Origin of the sequence: Nonomuraea sp. NPDC049269 (assembly GCF_043197155.1) — a bacterium.
Taxonomy (GTDB): domain Bacteria; phylum Actinomycetota; class Actinomycetes; order Streptosporangiales; family Streptosporangiaceae; genus Nonomuraea.
In genome coordinates this window covers 335,459-349,082 of sequence record NZ_JBICSO010000009.1, presented here as the reverse complement: position 1 = coordinate 349,082, position 13,624 = coordinate 335,459, and the positions used below count along the sequence as shown (strand labels likewise).

Sequence of the window (13,624 nt, the reverse complement as noted above, 5' to 3'; positions counted from 1 at the left end):
ATTAGGACATACCGCTTGCGGCTTTGAAACTTGACGCATAGGTCGGCACGTATTCCTGGCCGGACAACTCCCGGATCGCGGCCATGATCTCGTCGGTCACCCGGCGGCGGTCGCGGGCCTTGGTGTGGTCGCCCTCGAACCGCATCGGCGCGCCGATCGTGATGCCGATCTTGGCCGGGCGCGGCACTTTGGAGCCGACCGGCAGCACGCGTTCGGTGCCGCTGAGCGCCACCGGCAGGACGGGCGCGCCCGTCTTGAGCGCCAGCCAGGCCACGCCGATCTTGCCGCGATAGAGGCGGCCGTCAGGGGAGCGGGTGCCCTCGGGGTGGATGCCGAACAGCTCACCGCGCTCCAGCAGGTCGGCGGCGGCGTCGAGCATCTCCTGCGCGGCGTGCGCGCTGTCGCGGTCGGTGGGCAGGCTGCCGCCCAGGCGCATGAACCAGCCGGAGACCGGGTTGCCGGAGAAGTATTCCTTCTTGGCGGCGAACGTCACGTGCCGCGGCAGCAGCGCGGGCAGCAGGTAGGAATCGAGCACCGACAAGTGGTTGGCGGCCAGAATGGCCGGTCCCGTCCTCGGCACGTGCACCGCACCGGAGATGTGCGGGCGGCACATCGCATGGGCGATCGGCGCAGCGGCGAACTTGACCACTTCATATAGCAACGGGCTCTCCTGGATGATCGGCGGTCCGGGCCACCCCACCCTAGAGCAGGCGCCCCGGCCGGGACCGGGGCGCCTGAAAAGCCTAAGGCCGATGTGGCGGTCGCCTCCTCGGCGAGATGCACAACACGGCTCCAGCCGAACGGTATTCCGTGAAGGCGGTAATTTGCGGCCCGGGGGACACAGACCACATCGGCCATTCGATGCTAACGGACATCCGGCGGCACGTATTCCACCGGCCCAAAAGAATCGGTCAGGTTCTGGTCCAGTGTGGTTGTGCTACATCGAAGACCCGCAGCTCACGGCCACGCAGGGCCACCTCCGCGAACTGCCACAAAATCGCTCCGGTCGGCGCGTGGACCACGATCGAGGGCCCCAGCGGCATCTGCAGCAGCCCGCCGCGCCAGCGCGGCACCTCCGGCGCCAGGAACCGCTCCAGCGGCACCGCGTGCACCGAGGCCACCTCGTGCCCGTCGGCGACCGGCTGCTGGCCGTCGCCGAAGGCCACCACCGGCGTGATGACGAACCCCGAGTCGGTGACGAAGTCGTCGAGCAGCCCCGCCACCACGACGCCCGTGACGGCCGTCTCCTCGGCCAGCTCCCGCAGCGCCGCCTCGACCGGCTGCTCGCCGTCGTCGAGCCGCCCGCCTGGCAGTGCCCACTGCCCGGGGTTGCGCCCGCGCGGGGCCCGCCTGATGAGGATCGTGTACGGCAGGCCGGCGGTGTCCCTGAGCACGCACACCGTCACGGCGGCCCGGCGAACCCCCTCGGCCGGCGGCGCCTCCCGGCGGTCGAAGGCGGTCAGGCGGGTGGTGACCAGCTCACGGAGCTCGTCCATCGGAGGAAGCACCAGCCCAGGATCTCACGCCCGCCAAATGCGCATTTATCAGTCGAGTCCCCGCTTGCCAGGCGTCCAGAAGGGCTTCGTCCGAACGTTCTGGCGCTGCCAGCCCCGCTCGCGCACCAGATGCGCGCGGACGGCCTGGATCGTCCGGGCCTCCCCCGCCAGGTAGGCCACGCCGGGCTCGTCCGGCAAGGCGAGCTTCCTGACGGCCGCCACCAGCAGCTCCGAGCTCGCGGCGGAGGCTCCCTCGCGGCAGACCTGGGTGAGGTCGCGCGGCAGGTCCAGATGGTCGCCGGGCCCGTCGGCCTCCACGGCCCCGAACACCACCTCGCCCTCGGGCAGCGCGCGCAGCATCGCGCCGAACGCGACCGACGCCGTCTCCTCCCCGGCGAACAGGTGGTACGGAGCGGGCCGTACGACGAGGCTGCCTTCCGGCTTGGTGAAGGCGATCTCCTGGCCGGGCCGGGCGTTCCTGATCCAGCTCGTGCCGGGGCCGTCGCCGCCGTGGTCGAAGCCGATCAGCTCGATGGTGTGCCAGGTGGGGTCGTGGTGCCAGATCGAGTACGTACGCAGGGCGTTGGCGATCTCGCCCCGTAACCACGCACGCGCCGTGAAGATGTCTTTGACCGCCAGGCGGACGTGCTGCCCCGGCGTCCACTTCAGTCCTGCCAGGGCCTCGCCGCCGATTCTGATCTTCCGCATGCGCGGCGTCACCTGTTCGGTCTCCAAGACCTCGCCGACGACGAACAGCCGGTCGCGCAGCGCGTGGGTGATGGTCGTCTTCACGTCAACAGCACTCCTCATGAATAAGGCGGTCAGTGGCGGCGGGGGTCCAGCTGCTCGATCCGGCGGCGGGCCTCGATGAAGATCGTTTGGATCTCGTCGACGACCCGGGGGTCGCCGTGCGCGTGGGCGAGTGTCTTGACCGCGGCCTTGACCAGGCGCAGGGCAGGGCCGATGATCTCGGCCGCCTCGGGCTCGCGGAACATCCCCCACTCACTCCGGCTGGCCGCCCGCGCCCAGAGCCGGTCGATCTCCTCGGCCTGCTCGCCGACCACGCCCAGGCCCGCCTCGGTGATGTGGTGCACCTTGCGGCCCTCGGCCGCTTCGATCCGGACGAGGCCCTCGTCCTCCAGCAACTGCAGCGTCGGGTAGATGGAGCCCGCGCTGGGCTCGTACGTCCCGTTGAACCGGTCGGCAAGGCGGTTCATCACCTGGTAGCCGTGGCCGGGCTGCTCGGCGAGCAGGGCGAGGATGGCCAGGCGCAGCTCCCCCGGCCCGAAGAACCGCCCAGTAGGCCCGACACCGCCTCCGCCGGGCGCGCGGCGTGCGTTCATCATGGCTCGGATGCTATATCGAACGATATAGCGAAGTAAACATCAACTCTCGGCGGCGAAGACGAGCCCGTGCTCGTCGTGGCGGGCGGTGAGGGTGACACCGGTGCGGTCGCAGCGGACCGCCTGCAGCAGGGGAGTGTTGGACAGCACGGTGACACCGGGGTCCGCCCGGCGCGCGGCCGTGGCCGCCGCGTCGGCGCCGGGCAGGACCAGGCACGCGTACGTGGCGCCGTCCGGCCGCGGGCCGTGGTCGAAGCCGACGGCGAACAGCCTGGCGGTCAGCGGCTCGGTGGACCCGGTCGCGGTGATGTCCGACCAGCTACCGGTGCGGCGCTCCACCCGCGTCCACATCGGTTCCCGATCGGACAGCGGCACGTAACCGATCCGCCCGTGGTGCGCATAACGGCCCGTCGTCACCGGGCCGGACACCAGGCGCTGGTCGATCGTCGTCACCACCGGGTACGCCGCCGACGGCGCGGTGATCCCGGCGCCGAGCGCGACGAACACGTCGTCGAAGCAGAACCACGCCTTCCACCCGTCCGCGATCCGGTCGGTCCCCGCCAGGCGCATCACGGCGATGCCGTGGCGCCCGTCCGTCCAGCCGCCGACGTCCGGTGAGGCGCCGTGCCGGTCGTTGGGGCGGGGGAGGAGCGCCGCCGTGCCGGGCGGCTGCTCGGCGGTCACGCCCGGCAGCCGCGCCCAGTCCCACAACGGGATGACCGCCCGGTAGCCGTCCTGCGGCCCGTCGCCGATCCGGATGGGGGCGACGCCGTCGCCGAGGTGACGGCCACGCAGGTTCTCGCCGTTCATGCTCTCGGTGGGCGCGGTACGGCTCGACGACATGCGCACCGACACCGACCAGCCGGGTCGCCGATGCACGAGATAGTCCGAACGCGGGTAATAGCGACAGCCGACGGGTCCGGCGGCGGGCCGTCCGGCTTCGGCCTCGGCCAGGTGCCGTTCGAAGGCGGCCAGTTCGTCCTGGCGAGGCGCACCGGCCGCGCGCAGGCGGCGGATCGCGGTCCGCAGGTCGGCGGCGGGCCGGTGGGCGTCCGCGCGGGTGATGTTGCGGCCCATGGTGGTGAAGTCGAAGACGCCTCCGTGCATCGCCCACCGCAGGCCGTCCAGCAGGAAATCGGTGAAGAAACCCACCTCGGCCGTACCGAACGCCCACGGCGTGCCGTACACCACATGGATCCACAGACCCAGGTCGGCGGCCAGCGCGAAGCCGTAGCCGCCGGAGTAGAGCTGGGCGCCGTGCTGGTGGAAGCTGAAGTCGTCCTGGATCCCCTCGCCACGGGTCGCCCGCAGGGTCGTCGACATGCGCGCGACCGCCGAGGAGACCAGGCCGGCGTCGTCCACCAGCAGGCCGTGACGCAGTACGACCGCCTGGGTCCAGACGAGGTTCTGGCCGGTCATCTCGCCGGGGCCCGCGCAGCCGGCGAGCCAGGCGCCCCAGGCCGCCCGTTCGGCGGGGCCGAGCCGGTCGGCGAGCAGTAGGAGGGCGTCACCGGCCAGTTGCGGTGCGGCGATCTCGTTGTACCACCAGTTGGCGCTGCGCGGGGCGTGGCGGCGCCAGGCGTCGAGGGCGGGGAGCGCGGTGGGCCGGTGCTGTTCGGAGAGTGCCAGGGTGAGGGTCCTGGACAGGTGTTCCAGCGGCGCCCAGTTCCGGCCGTCGCCCCGGTCGGCGTAGTCGAGGTCCGGCCACGTGCCGTCGGCGCCGGGCCCGTCCGCCAGGGGACCGGGCCCGGCCAGGCCGGAGGCCGCGCCGATGGCGGTGGTGCCGGAGGCGGAGTCCAGCAGCTCGCGCAGCAGCCGGGCTCTGGCCGTCGCGAGGGCCGTCGCGACGGCCGGTTCGAGGGCCGTTTCGCGGGCTGGTTCGGGAGCCGTTCCGGGGGCCGTTCCAGGGTCGGGCATGTCGCTCCTCAGAGGTCGGGCAGGTCGCTGCTCAAGCGTGGCGCAGCAGGGCGAAGGCGCGGTCGGCGCGGTGCAGGGCCTCCGGCTCGACCTCCGCCAGCGTGCGCCCGTCGGCCAGGGCCTGCCAGTTGTGCTTGGCCAGCACCCGGTGCGCGGCCAGCACCTGCGCCGCCAGCAGCGAGGCGGTGAGGGCGTCGGGGATCTCCGGAGCCTCCGCGAACGCGGCGGTCAGGGCGTCCTCGTCCAGCGACATGAAGTGCAGCAGGCGGGCGGCCACACTGGGCGTGCCGAAGGCCAGGCGGCGAAAGGCCATCACCTCCGGCTGGTCGTTCAGCCCGGTGACCGGGTCGTGCCTGGCCAGGGCTTCGAGAAAGTGCCGGTGCAGCGCCGCCAGCGGATGCTCGCCCGCGGCGCGCTGCCGCACCACCCGCGCGAACTCGCCCTGATGGTCGCTGATGCGGTGCAGGACGAGGTCCTCCTTGGCCGGGAAGTACTTGAACAGCGTCGGCTTCGACACCCGCGCGGCGGCGGCGATCTCGGCGACCGGAACCTCGTCGAAACCACGCGCCAGGAAGAGCGAGATGGCCGCCGCGGAGATGGCATCGCGCACCTGTTCCCTGTGCAACTGCCGGAGTCCTGTCATGAGTCCACTCTAACAAAGTGTTAACCTGGTAAAAGTATTAACCGAGTTAACTGGAGGTCGGATGGCCACGCTCGACGAGGAGAGACGATACGTCGAACAGTGCGGAGCCGGGCTGCGCAGGATGCTCGACGCGGCCCGGGACAACGTGATCGTCGGCGAGAGCGTGGCGGGCGACCGCTACAGCGCCGAACGGCTCGGCCGTCACCTCAAGAGCCTGGCCAAGGAGCTGAGCGAGGAGCCGGAAGGCCCGCCGTTCTTCGGACGGCTCGACTTCGGTGGCGACTCCGCCGAACACCAGGGGCGCAGTTACCACATCGGCCGGCGGCACATCACGGGCGAACACGGCGGCCCGCCGGTCGTCATCGACTGGCGGGCGCCCGTCTCGCGGGCCTTCTACCGGGCCAGCGCCCGCGACCCCTTAGGCGTCGAGGTGCGCCGCCGATTCGGCTGGGCCGGCACCACACTGACCTCTTTCGAGGACGAACGGCTCGCCCAAGGCGAGCAGACCGAGAGCCGGATCCTGGCCGCCGAGATCGAACGGCCCCGCGTCGGCCCGATGCGCGACATCGTCGCCACCATCCAGCCCGAGCAGGACGACCTGGTCCGGGCCGGGCTGGAGGAGTCGATCTGCGTGCAGGGCGCACCCGGCACCGGCAAGACGGCCGTCGGCCTGCACCGGGCGGCGTTCCTGCTGTACGCGCACCGGCAGCGGCTGGAGCGCTCGGGGGTGCTGGTGCTGGGCCCCAACCGGGCCTTCCTCGGCTACATCTCGGCCGTGCTGCCCGCGCTGGGCGAGGTCGACGTCGAGCAGACCACGCTGGAGCGGCTGCTGGGCACGGTCGCGGTCACGGCCACCGACAGCCCGGCCGCCGCGCTGGTCAAGCATGACGCGCGGATGGCCGAGGTGCTGCGCACGGTCCTGTACGGGCGCATAGGCAAGCCGGTCGAGCCTGTCTCCGTCGCGGACGGCTCCTTCCGGTGGCGGGTCGGTGCGGACGAGCTGCGCCGCATCGTCGACGACACGCGGCGCGACGGCATGCCGTACGCGATCGGGCGTGAACGGGTGCGCGCCAGGATCACCGAGCTGATGCGGCGCCAGGCCGAGCTGCGCGGCCGCACGGGCAACGCCGTCTGGACCCGCAAGATCGGCAAGGCGCTCACGCCGTTCCTGGACGAGATCTGGCCGGCCGTACGCCCGGAGGAGCTCCTGTGCGCCCTGCTGAGCGACCCGGGACCGGCCGCCCCGATCCTGACGGCCGAGGAGCGGGCGGCCATCACCTGGGCCCGGCCGCCGCGCGGCTACAAGAGCGCCAAGTGGTCCGCGGCCGACCTGGTGCTGCTCGACGAGATCGCCGGGCTGCTGGAACGGCCGAGCGGCTACGGCCACGTCATCGTGGACGAGGCGCAGGACCTGTCGCCGATGCAGTGCAGGGCGGTGGCCAGACGCAGCGAGCACGGCTCGATCACCGTGCTCGGCGATCTGGCTCAGGGCACCACGCCATGGGCGGCCGCGTCCTGGCCGCGGCACCTGGAACTGCTCGGCAAGCCGGAGGCCGGCGTCATCGCGCTCACGACGGGGTTCCGGGTGCCCGCCGTGGTGGTCGGCCCGGCCAACCGGCTGCTGGCGGCGCTCGACGTGGACGTGCCCGCCACCACGTCGTACCGCGCCGACGGCAGGCTGCTCGTCACCCGGGTGACCGAGCTGGACAAGGGGGTCGTCGCGGCCGCCCGTGAGGCGCTGACCTTCGAGGGGTCGATCGGCGTGATCGCGGCCGACGCCGACGCCGGCACGCTGACCGACGCCCTGTGGAACGGCGGCCTCGACCTCGGCGAGCGGCTGAGCGTGGTGCCCGCCTCGATGGCCAAGGGCCTGGAATACGACCACGTGGTGCTGGCCGAGCCCGCCGCCATCGTCGAGGCCGAGGCCCGCGGCCTCAACCGCTTGTACGTCGCGCTCACCCGCGCGGTCTCCCGGCTGGACGTGGTGCACTCCCGGCCGCTGCCGCTCGATGTCTTCGGTACGAGCTCAGGCGAGGGGACGGGCGGCCGGTAGGCGGATGCGGTCGACGGCCTCGCGGCGGGTCTTCTCCGGGCGGCGGTCATAGCGGGCCGTGGTGGCCGGAGACGAGTGGCCGACCAGGGCCTGGGCGGTGGCCAGGTCGACGCCCGCGTCCAGCAGCTCGCCGATGAAGGTGCGGCGGAAGTCGTGCGCCGTACGCCGGGACGCCCCGGCCTCACCCAGCCGCCTGGTCAGGATGTCGGCGATGCCCTGCCCGGTCAGCCCGACCGGCCGGCCGTCGCGCAGGCGTACCCGGCCCATCCTGCTGATCGGGCTGAACAGCGCGCCCGCCTCGCCGCCGCGCACCGCCAGCCACCGCTCGACCAGCCCGATCGCGTCGGTCGTCAGGTAGACCAGCCGCTCCTTGTCGCGCTTGCCGCGGACCCGGAGCGAGCGGGCGCCCGGGTCGTAGTCGGACAGAGACAGCCCGCCGATCTCGGCGCGGCGGCAGCCGGTGGAGTAGAGCACCGCGATCAGCGCCGCGTCGCGGATCCCGGCGGGCGAGTCGTCGCAGGCCGACAAGGCCGCTCCCACGACCTCCGGCGGCACGTGGTGGCCGGTGGGCAGGCGGCTCTGGCGTACCGGGGCCAGGTCGGAGGCGCGCGCGTAGTCCTCCGCGCTGCTCTGCCCGAGCCGCCACGCCTCCTTCAGCACCCGGCGCAGCGCGACCAGGTGCTTGTTGACGTAGGCCGCAGACCAGCCCTGATCGGTCAGCAACGTGCGGATGCGCACCGTGTGCTCGTAGCGCAGCAGATGCCACGGCTGTCCAGCGCCGCTGGCCGTCTGGTCGCCGGTGAGCAGCCGGGCCAGCCGGTCGAGGCAGCCGCGCATCGTACGGCGCGACTCGGGGCTGGTCAGCGAGTCGAGGTAGACGTGGTAGGGGTCGCGGGCCGGCTCGACGAGCGTGGTCGGCAGGCCCGGTAGGGCGGGCAGGCTCACCCGGCGATCTTAGCTTCCGGGGTCACTCCTGGAGGCGGGCCACTCCCTGCAGCAGCCGGTCGACGTCCGAAGGGTCGTTGTAGTGCACCAGCCCGGCGCGGACCGCGCTGCCGGAGTCGCGGATGCCCAGCGCGCCGGTGAGCTCCCAGGCGTAGTTGTGGCCGTTCCACACGTTCACGCCGCGCGCGGCCAGCGCCTCCGCCACCTGGCGAGGGGTACGCCCGGCGACGGTGAAGTAGGCGGTCGCGGTGCGCCGGGCGGGCTTGCCGTACAGGGTGACGTGCGGCATCGACTCCAGGCCCTCGAGCAGCACGGCGAACAGCTCCAGCTCGTACGACTCGGCGGCCGACATCGAGGTCACCAGCCGCTCCCTGCGGGTGCCCGTGCCCGGGACCATCTTGGCCAGGTGGTTCACAGCGGCCGTCACCCCGGCCAGATCGGCGAAGGCGGACGTGCCCGTCTCGAACCGCTCGGGCACCGTGTCGAGGGAGGAGGCCAGCTTGTCCGGTCTGATCGTCTCCAGCAGCGCCGGGTCGGCGACGACCGCGCCGATGTGCGGGCCCGCCCACTTGTAGGCGCTGGTGGCGTAGAAGTCGGCGCCCAGCTCCACCATGTCCACGGGGCCGTGCGCGGTGGCGTGCACCCCGTCCACGTAGGTCAGCGCTTCCGCCTCGTGCGCCAGCGCGGCGATCGCGGCCACGTCCGGACGGGTGCCCAGCACGTTGCTGGCGGCGCTCACCGCCACCAGCCGGGTGCGCTCGCCGATCAGGTCCGCGTACTGCTCCACCGGCAGTTCCCCAGTCGCCAGGTCCACCTCGGCCCAGCGGACCGTCGCCCCGGCCCGCGTCGCGACCTGTATCCAGGGCCGGACGTTGGCGTCGTGGTCCAGCCGCGACACCACGACCTCGTCGCCCGGACCCCAGCCCTTGGCCAGCGCCCCGGCCAAGCGATAGGTGAGCGTCGTCATGTTCGGCCCCAGGATCACCCCGTCCGGACGACCGCCGACCAGGTCGGCCACGGCCGCACGACAGGCCGCCACGATCTCGTCGGAGCGGTGGCTGGCCGCGAAGGCGCCACCCACGTTGCCGATGCCCGTGCGGTAGGCGGTCACGATGGCGTCGATCACCGACTGGGGCGTCTGGGTGCCCGCCGCGCCGTCGAGGTAGGCGTGGCCGTCGTCCAGCGCGGGGTAGGTCGCGCGCACCGATTGAACAGGAAATTTAGTATCAAAGGGCATGATGTGTTCATGCTCACCCTGAGGGAACTCAACCGGGCCACCCTGGCCCGGCAGCATCTTTTGCGGCGCCACCAGGGCGGCGTGACCAGCGTCGCGCATCGCCTCGCCGGCCTGCAGGCGCAGGAGCCCCGCCCCCCGTACCTGGGAATGTGGACCCGGCTGGACGGGTTCGCCCGCGACGACCTGCACGCGGCGCTGCGGGCGCGCACGCTAGTGCGCGCCACCATGATGCGGGCCACCCTGCACCTGGTGACCGCGGCGGACTTCGCCGCGTTCCGTCCCCTCTTGCACCCCCTGCTCGCCGGCGCGGCGCGCCGCTTCCCCGAGCTCGACTTCGACGCCGTCGCGGCGGTGGCGGAGCGGCTGCTGGCCGAAGGGCCGCACACGTTCAACGAGCTGCGGCCGCGGCTGGAGAACGAGTTCCCCGGCGCCTACGATCGGGCGCTCGGCTACGCGGTTCGCATGCTCGTCCCGCTGATCATGGTGCCGACCGAGGACCCGTGGAGCTTCCCGCGCGAGTCCGCCTTCGCCCTGCCGGGCATCGAGCTCGCCGCCGAGCCGGACCTCGGGACGTTCGTCGAGCGGTACCTGGCCGCGTTCGGGCCGGCCTCCGCCGCCGACATGCAGACGTGGTCGGGGCTGACCGGGCTCAAGAGCGTGCTGAACGGCATGCGCGACCGGCTGGAGGTGCTGGTGGACGAGCACGGCAGGGAACTGTTCGACCTGCCCGAGGCACCCAGGCCGGAGGGGGACATGCCGGCGCCGGTCAGGTTCCTGCCCGACTTCGACAACCTGCTGCTCGGCCACGCCGACCGCACCCGCGTGCTGCCCGAGGCGTACCGCGGCCAGGTCGTCACCAAGAACCTGCGCGTCCGCGCCACCTACCTGGTCGACGGCTTCGTGGCCGGGACCTGGCAGATCAAGCGCACGGGCAGGAAGGCCAAGCTGCTCATCACACCTTTCACCCCGGTCTCACCCGAGGTGCTGGAGGAAGAGGGGATGGCCCTGCTGGCCTTCGCCGAGCCCGGCGCGGAGGCGCGCTCACTTGAAGTAATGAGCTGATTCTGGTTTGTTCGGGGCGGAGGTGTGAGCCATGCCGCAGCTGACCGCCCTGGATGCCCAATTCCTCCATTTCGAGACGGCCACGAACATCGCCAACATCGCCGGACTGGCCATCCTGGACGGCGACCTCAACCGCGCCGACCTCCAGGCCCTGCTGGAACGGCGGCTGCCGTACGTGCCCGCGTTGCGCCGCAAGCTGGCGCACGTGCCCCTCGGACTGGATCACCCCTACTGGGTGCAGGAGGACGACCTCGACCTCGACTATCACGTACGGGAGATCGGGCTGCCGCCGCCCGGTGACGACAGGCAACTGGCCGACCAGGTGTCCCGGCTGCACGCCCGCCGCCTGGACCGCCGCCGGCCCCTGTGGGAGATCTACCTGATCCACGGCCTGTCCGGTGGCCGCATGGGGCTCTACACCAAGATCCACCACGCGGCCGTGGACGGCATCGGCGGCGCCGACGTGCTGGCCGCGCTCCTCGACCTGGGCCCCGTACCCGCGCCGACGCCCGCGGTCGCGCCCGAGCGCGACTCGCCGCCGCCGGGATCGGCCGAGATGATCCTGCGCGGGCTCGCCAGGCTGGCGGGCAATCCGGCTCAGGCGGTACGGTTCGCCGCCCGGGCGATGCCGCACCTGGACGAGATCCCCGTCGTGTCGTCGCTTCCGGGCAGCCGGATGTTGTCCGGGCTGGCCCGCAAGGTCGCCGGCTCCGGGCAGGCCCCCGAGCTGCCGTCGCTGCCCGCGCCCAAGACGCCGTTCAGCGGGCCGGTCTCCGAGCACCGGCGCTTCGCGTTCGTCTCGCTGCCGCTGGAGGAGATCAAGCAGGTGCGCAAGGCGTTCGGGGTGACGGTGAACGACGTGGTGATGGCCGTGTGCGCGGGCGCGCTGCGCCGGTGGCTGGCCGCGCACGGCGGCGTCCCGCGCCAGCCGCTGGTGGCCGGGGTGCCGTTCTCGCTGCGGGAGCCGGGGGCGGGGGGCAACCAGGTGACGTTCATGACGGCGCCGCTGGCCGTCCACCTCGACGACCCCGTCGCGCGGCTGCAGCAGGTGCGGCTGGCCATGCAGCGGATCAAGGACAGGTTCTCGCTGGCGCCCGCGCGATGGCTGCGCGAGCTGAGCGAGTCGATGCCCGCCGCCCTCATGGGGCTGGCCTCCAGATCGGCGTTCGGCCTGGTCGGACAGACGGTCCCGCCCATCAACGTGGCCATCTCGAACGTACCGGGCCCGCAGTTCCCCCTGTACGTGTGCGGGGCGCGGCTGCTCACCCACTACCCGGTCTCGGTGATCACCGACGTGAGCGGCGGGGTGAACATCACCGCCTTCTCCTACGACGGCTCGCTGGACATCGGGGTGATCACCGACAGGGAGATGGTGCCCGACGCCTGGGAGCTCGCCGACGATCTACGCGCGGCACTCGACGAACTGCTCAACGCGGAAAGGGAGTTGCCGCAATAGCTCGATGGTCTTCCCGGCCTTCCTGATCGGCGGAACTGTCGGTGGCATGTGGGAGCTTGGGTGCCGAGGAGGGGAGCATCGCATGGCAGCGTGCCTTTGCCGACGGCTGAGCCGGGCCGAGCATGGCCGGGCAGCGGGTAGCTTGGATATCGATGACGGGATCGAGCAGGCCGGACACGCGTCTCGTCGCCTTTTCCACAACGGCGGCGAGCACGGTCCCGCGTTGCCCCGCACCACCACCGCCAACCTCTTACGCCGGACAGGTGCTGAATCCCCCGCGCGCGGGAAGTAACCGATGATGGCCGTCTTCGCCCCCCGGGCCGCGGTCGTTCAGCCGGACCCGCGCATCAGGAGCAGATGGGCAGCGTGGTCCGCGACGACCTGCCCGGTCTCCCGCTCCCTTACCCCCGAGGGACTTCCAGGTCCGACATCGATATTCGCCAGTCGAACGACCCGAGCGAGGAGAGTGTCTTGTCCCAGGCAGCAGAGGTTCTCGAGCTAGACGAAAACATCGCCGACGGCGCCGCCGTCGTCGGCGCTGACTCAGTCAAGGCGTACCTGAAGGAGATCGGCCGGGTGCCGCTGCTGACCGCCGAGCAGGAGATCGACCTCGCCAAGCGGATCGAGGCGGGCCTGTTCGCCACCGAGCGCCTCAGCACCGAGACCGACCTGCCCAGTCAGCTGCGCGCCGACCTCGAATGGATCGCCGACGACGGCACGCGGGCCAAAGAACGCATGCTGGAGGCCAACCTGCGCCTGGTGGTCTCGATCGCCAAGCGCTACACCGGCCGCGGCATGCTCTTTCTCGACCTGATCCAGGAGGGCAACCTGGGGCTGATCCGGACGATCGAGAAGTTCGACTACCGGCTCGGCTTCAAGTTCTCCACCTACGCCACGTGGTGGATCAAGCAGGCCATCACCCGGGCGATGGCCGACCAGGCGCGGACGATCCGCATCCCGGTCCACATGGTCGAGATGATCAACAAGGTGGCGCGGACGCAGCGGCGGCTGGCCGGCGAGCTCGGTCGCGAGCCCACGCCCGAGGAGATCGCCGCCGAGACCGAGCTGCCCATCGACCGGGTCGCCGAGGTGCAGGGCTACGGTCGCGAGCCGATCTCCCTGCACACGCCGCTCGGTGAGGAGGGCGACAGCGAGTTCGGCGACCTCATCGAGGACACCGAGGCCGTCTCCCCGGCCGACGCGGTCTCGTTCACCCTGCTCCAGCAGCAACTGCGGGCCCTGCTCGACGAGCTGTCCGAGCGGGAGGCGGGCGTCATCTCCATGCGCTACGGCCTCACCAACGGCAAGCCGATGACCCTCGACGAGATCGGCAGGATCTACGGGGTGACGCGCGAGCGGATCCGGCAGATCGAGGCCAAGACCATGTCCAAGCTCCGCCACCCGTCCAGGGCCCTGGCGCTGCGCGAATACCTCAGCTAGGACGGGCGGTCGGCCGGGTCCGATCGTGGGGT

11 protein-coding genes and 1 pseudogene are annotated in these 13,624 nt (G+C 71.8%); 4 read left to right on the top strand and 8 right to left on the bottom strand.

The features are described from left to right. Window position 1 precedes the first annotated feature (1 nt). From ACGFNP_RS44795 to ACGFNP_RS44770, 6 genes are all read right to left on the bottom strand, one after another. Window positions 2-661, bottom strand: coding sequence for a lysophospholipid acyltransferase family protein (locus tag ACGFNP_RS44795; RefSeq protein ID WP_358324163.1), 660 nt, complete (start codon window positions 659-661; stop codon window positions 2-4). 250 nt (window positions 662-911) lie between these two features. Continuing rightward, window positions 912-1,496 (bottom strand): CoA pyrophosphatase, encoded by a 585-nt coding sequence (locus ACGFNP_RS44790; protein ID WP_358324161.1) that lies wholly within the window; start codon window positions 1,494-1,496, stop codon window positions 912-914. 48 nt (window positions 1,497-1,544) lie between these two features. Then, window positions 1,545-2,288: a siderophore-interacting protein gene (locus tag ACGFNP_RS44785; RefSeq protein WP_393329097.1), complete on the bottom strand. Its 744-nt coding sequence runs from the start codon at window positions 2,286-2,288 to the stop codon at window positions 1,545-1,547. Window positions 2,289-2,317: 29 nt separating this feature from the next. After that, window positions 2,318-2,842, bottom strand: a complete 525-nt coding sequence (locus ACGFNP_RS44780) for a PadR family transcriptional regulator (RefSeq protein WP_358324156.1) — start codon at window positions 2,840-2,842, stop codon at window positions 2,318-2,320. A 39-nt stretch (window positions 2,843-2,881) separates the two neighbouring features. Continuing rightward, on the bottom strand, window positions 2,882-4,756 hold the full coding sequence (locus ACGFNP_RS44775; RefSeq protein ID WP_393329095.1) for a polysaccharide lyase family 8 super-sandwich domain-containing protein: 1,875 nt from the start codon (window positions 4,754-4,756) through the stop codon (window positions 2,882-2,884). A gap of 31 nt (window positions 4,757-4,787) precedes the next feature. Then, window positions 4,788-5,399 carry a TetR/AcrR family transcriptional regulator gene (locus ACGFNP_RS44770; RefSeq protein WP_393329093.1) on the bottom strand — a complete coding sequence of 204 codons (612 nt, stop codon included), beginning with the start codon at window positions 5,397-5,399 and terminating at the stop codon, window positions 4,788-4,790. Between the two features lie 61 nt (window positions 5,400-5,460). Between ACGFNP_RS44770 and ACGFNP_RS44765 the strand changes: the two genes are divergently transcribed. Beyond that, entirely contained in the window at window positions 5,461-7,452 is a 1,992-nt protein-coding gene (locus ACGFNP_RS44765; protein ID WP_358324147.1) for an AAA family ATPase, read from the top strand. Here ACGFNP_RS44765 and ACGFNP_RS44760 read toward each other — a convergent pair. Further along, on the bottom strand, window positions 7,426-8,397 hold the full coding sequence (locus tag ACGFNP_RS44760) for a tyrosine-type recombinase/integrase (protein ID WP_358324144.1): 972 nt from the start codon (window positions 8,395-8,397) through the stop codon (window positions 7,426-7,428). The two genes, ACGFNP_RS44765 and ACGFNP_RS44760, sit on opposite strands and share 27 nt — an antisense overlap. Window positions 8,398-8,419: 22 nt before the next feature. Then, a complete protein-coding gene (locus ACGFNP_RS44755; RefSeq protein ID WP_393329091.1) occupies window positions 8,420-9,634 on the bottom strand; it encodes a cysteine desulfurase-like protein in 1,215 nt (404 codons plus the stop codon). A 9-nt stretch (window positions 9,635-9,643) separates the two neighbouring features. Here ACGFNP_RS44755 and ACGFNP_RS44750 point away from each other — a divergent pair, with 9 nt between their 5' ends. From ACGFNP_RS44750 to ACGFNP_RS44740, 3 genes and pseudogenes are all read left to right on the top strand, one after another. Further along, window positions 9,644-10,696 (top strand): winged helix DNA-binding domain-containing protein, encoded by a 1,053-nt coding sequence (locus ACGFNP_RS44750; protein ID WP_358324139.1) that lies wholly within the window; start codon window positions 9,644-9,646, stop codon window positions 10,694-10,696. A gap of 31 nt (window positions 10,697-10,727) precedes the next feature. Then, window positions 10,728-12,152, top strand: coding sequence for a wax ester/triacylglycerol synthase family O-acyltransferase (locus ACGFNP_RS44745; RefSeq protein WP_393329089.1), 1,425 nt, complete (start codon window positions 10,728-10,730; stop codon window positions 12,150-12,152). 519 nt (window positions 12,153-12,671) lie between these two features. Beyond that, a pseudogene (locus ACGFNP_RS44740) lies at window positions 12,672-13,592 on the top strand (RNA polymerase sigma factor); the annotation flags it as partial. Window positions 13,593-13,624: the final 32 nt, after the last annotated feature.

Bases quoted from the DNA above. Each gene is read 5' to 3' on its own strand.
- ACGFNP_RS44790 (WP_358324161.1), bottom strand. From the start codon at position 1,496: ATGGACGAGCTCCGTGAGCTGGTCACCACCCGCCTGACCGCCTTCGAC.
- ACGFNP_RS44780 (WP_358324156.1), bottom strand. From the start codon at position 2,842: ATGATGAACGCACGCCGCGCGCCCGGCGGAGGCGGTGTCGGGCCTACT.
- ACGFNP_RS44775 (WP_393329095.1), bottom strand. From the start codon at position 4,756: ATGCCCGACCCTGGAACGGCCCCCGGAACGGCTCCCGAACCAGCCCGC.
- ACGFNP_RS44770 (WP_393329093.1), bottom strand. From the start codon at position 5,399: ATGACAGGACTCCGGCAGTTGCACAGGGAACAGGTGCGCGATGCCATC.
- ACGFNP_RS44765 (WP_358324147.1), top strand. From the start codon at position 5,461: ATGGCCACGCTCGACGAGGAGAGACGATACGTCGAACAGTGCGGAGCC.
- ACGFNP_RS44755 (WP_393329091.1), bottom strand. From the start codon at position 9,634: ATGCCCTTTGATACTAAATTTCCTGTTCAATCGGTGCGCGCGACCTAC.
- ACGFNP_RS44750 (WP_358324139.1), top strand. From the start codon at position 9,644: ATGCTCACCCTGAGGGAACTCAACCGGGCCACCCTGGCCCGGCAGCAT.
- ACGFNP_RS44745 (WP_393329089.1), top strand. From the start codon at position 10,728: ATGCCGCAGCTGACCGCCCTGGATGCCCAATTCCTCCATTTCGAGACG.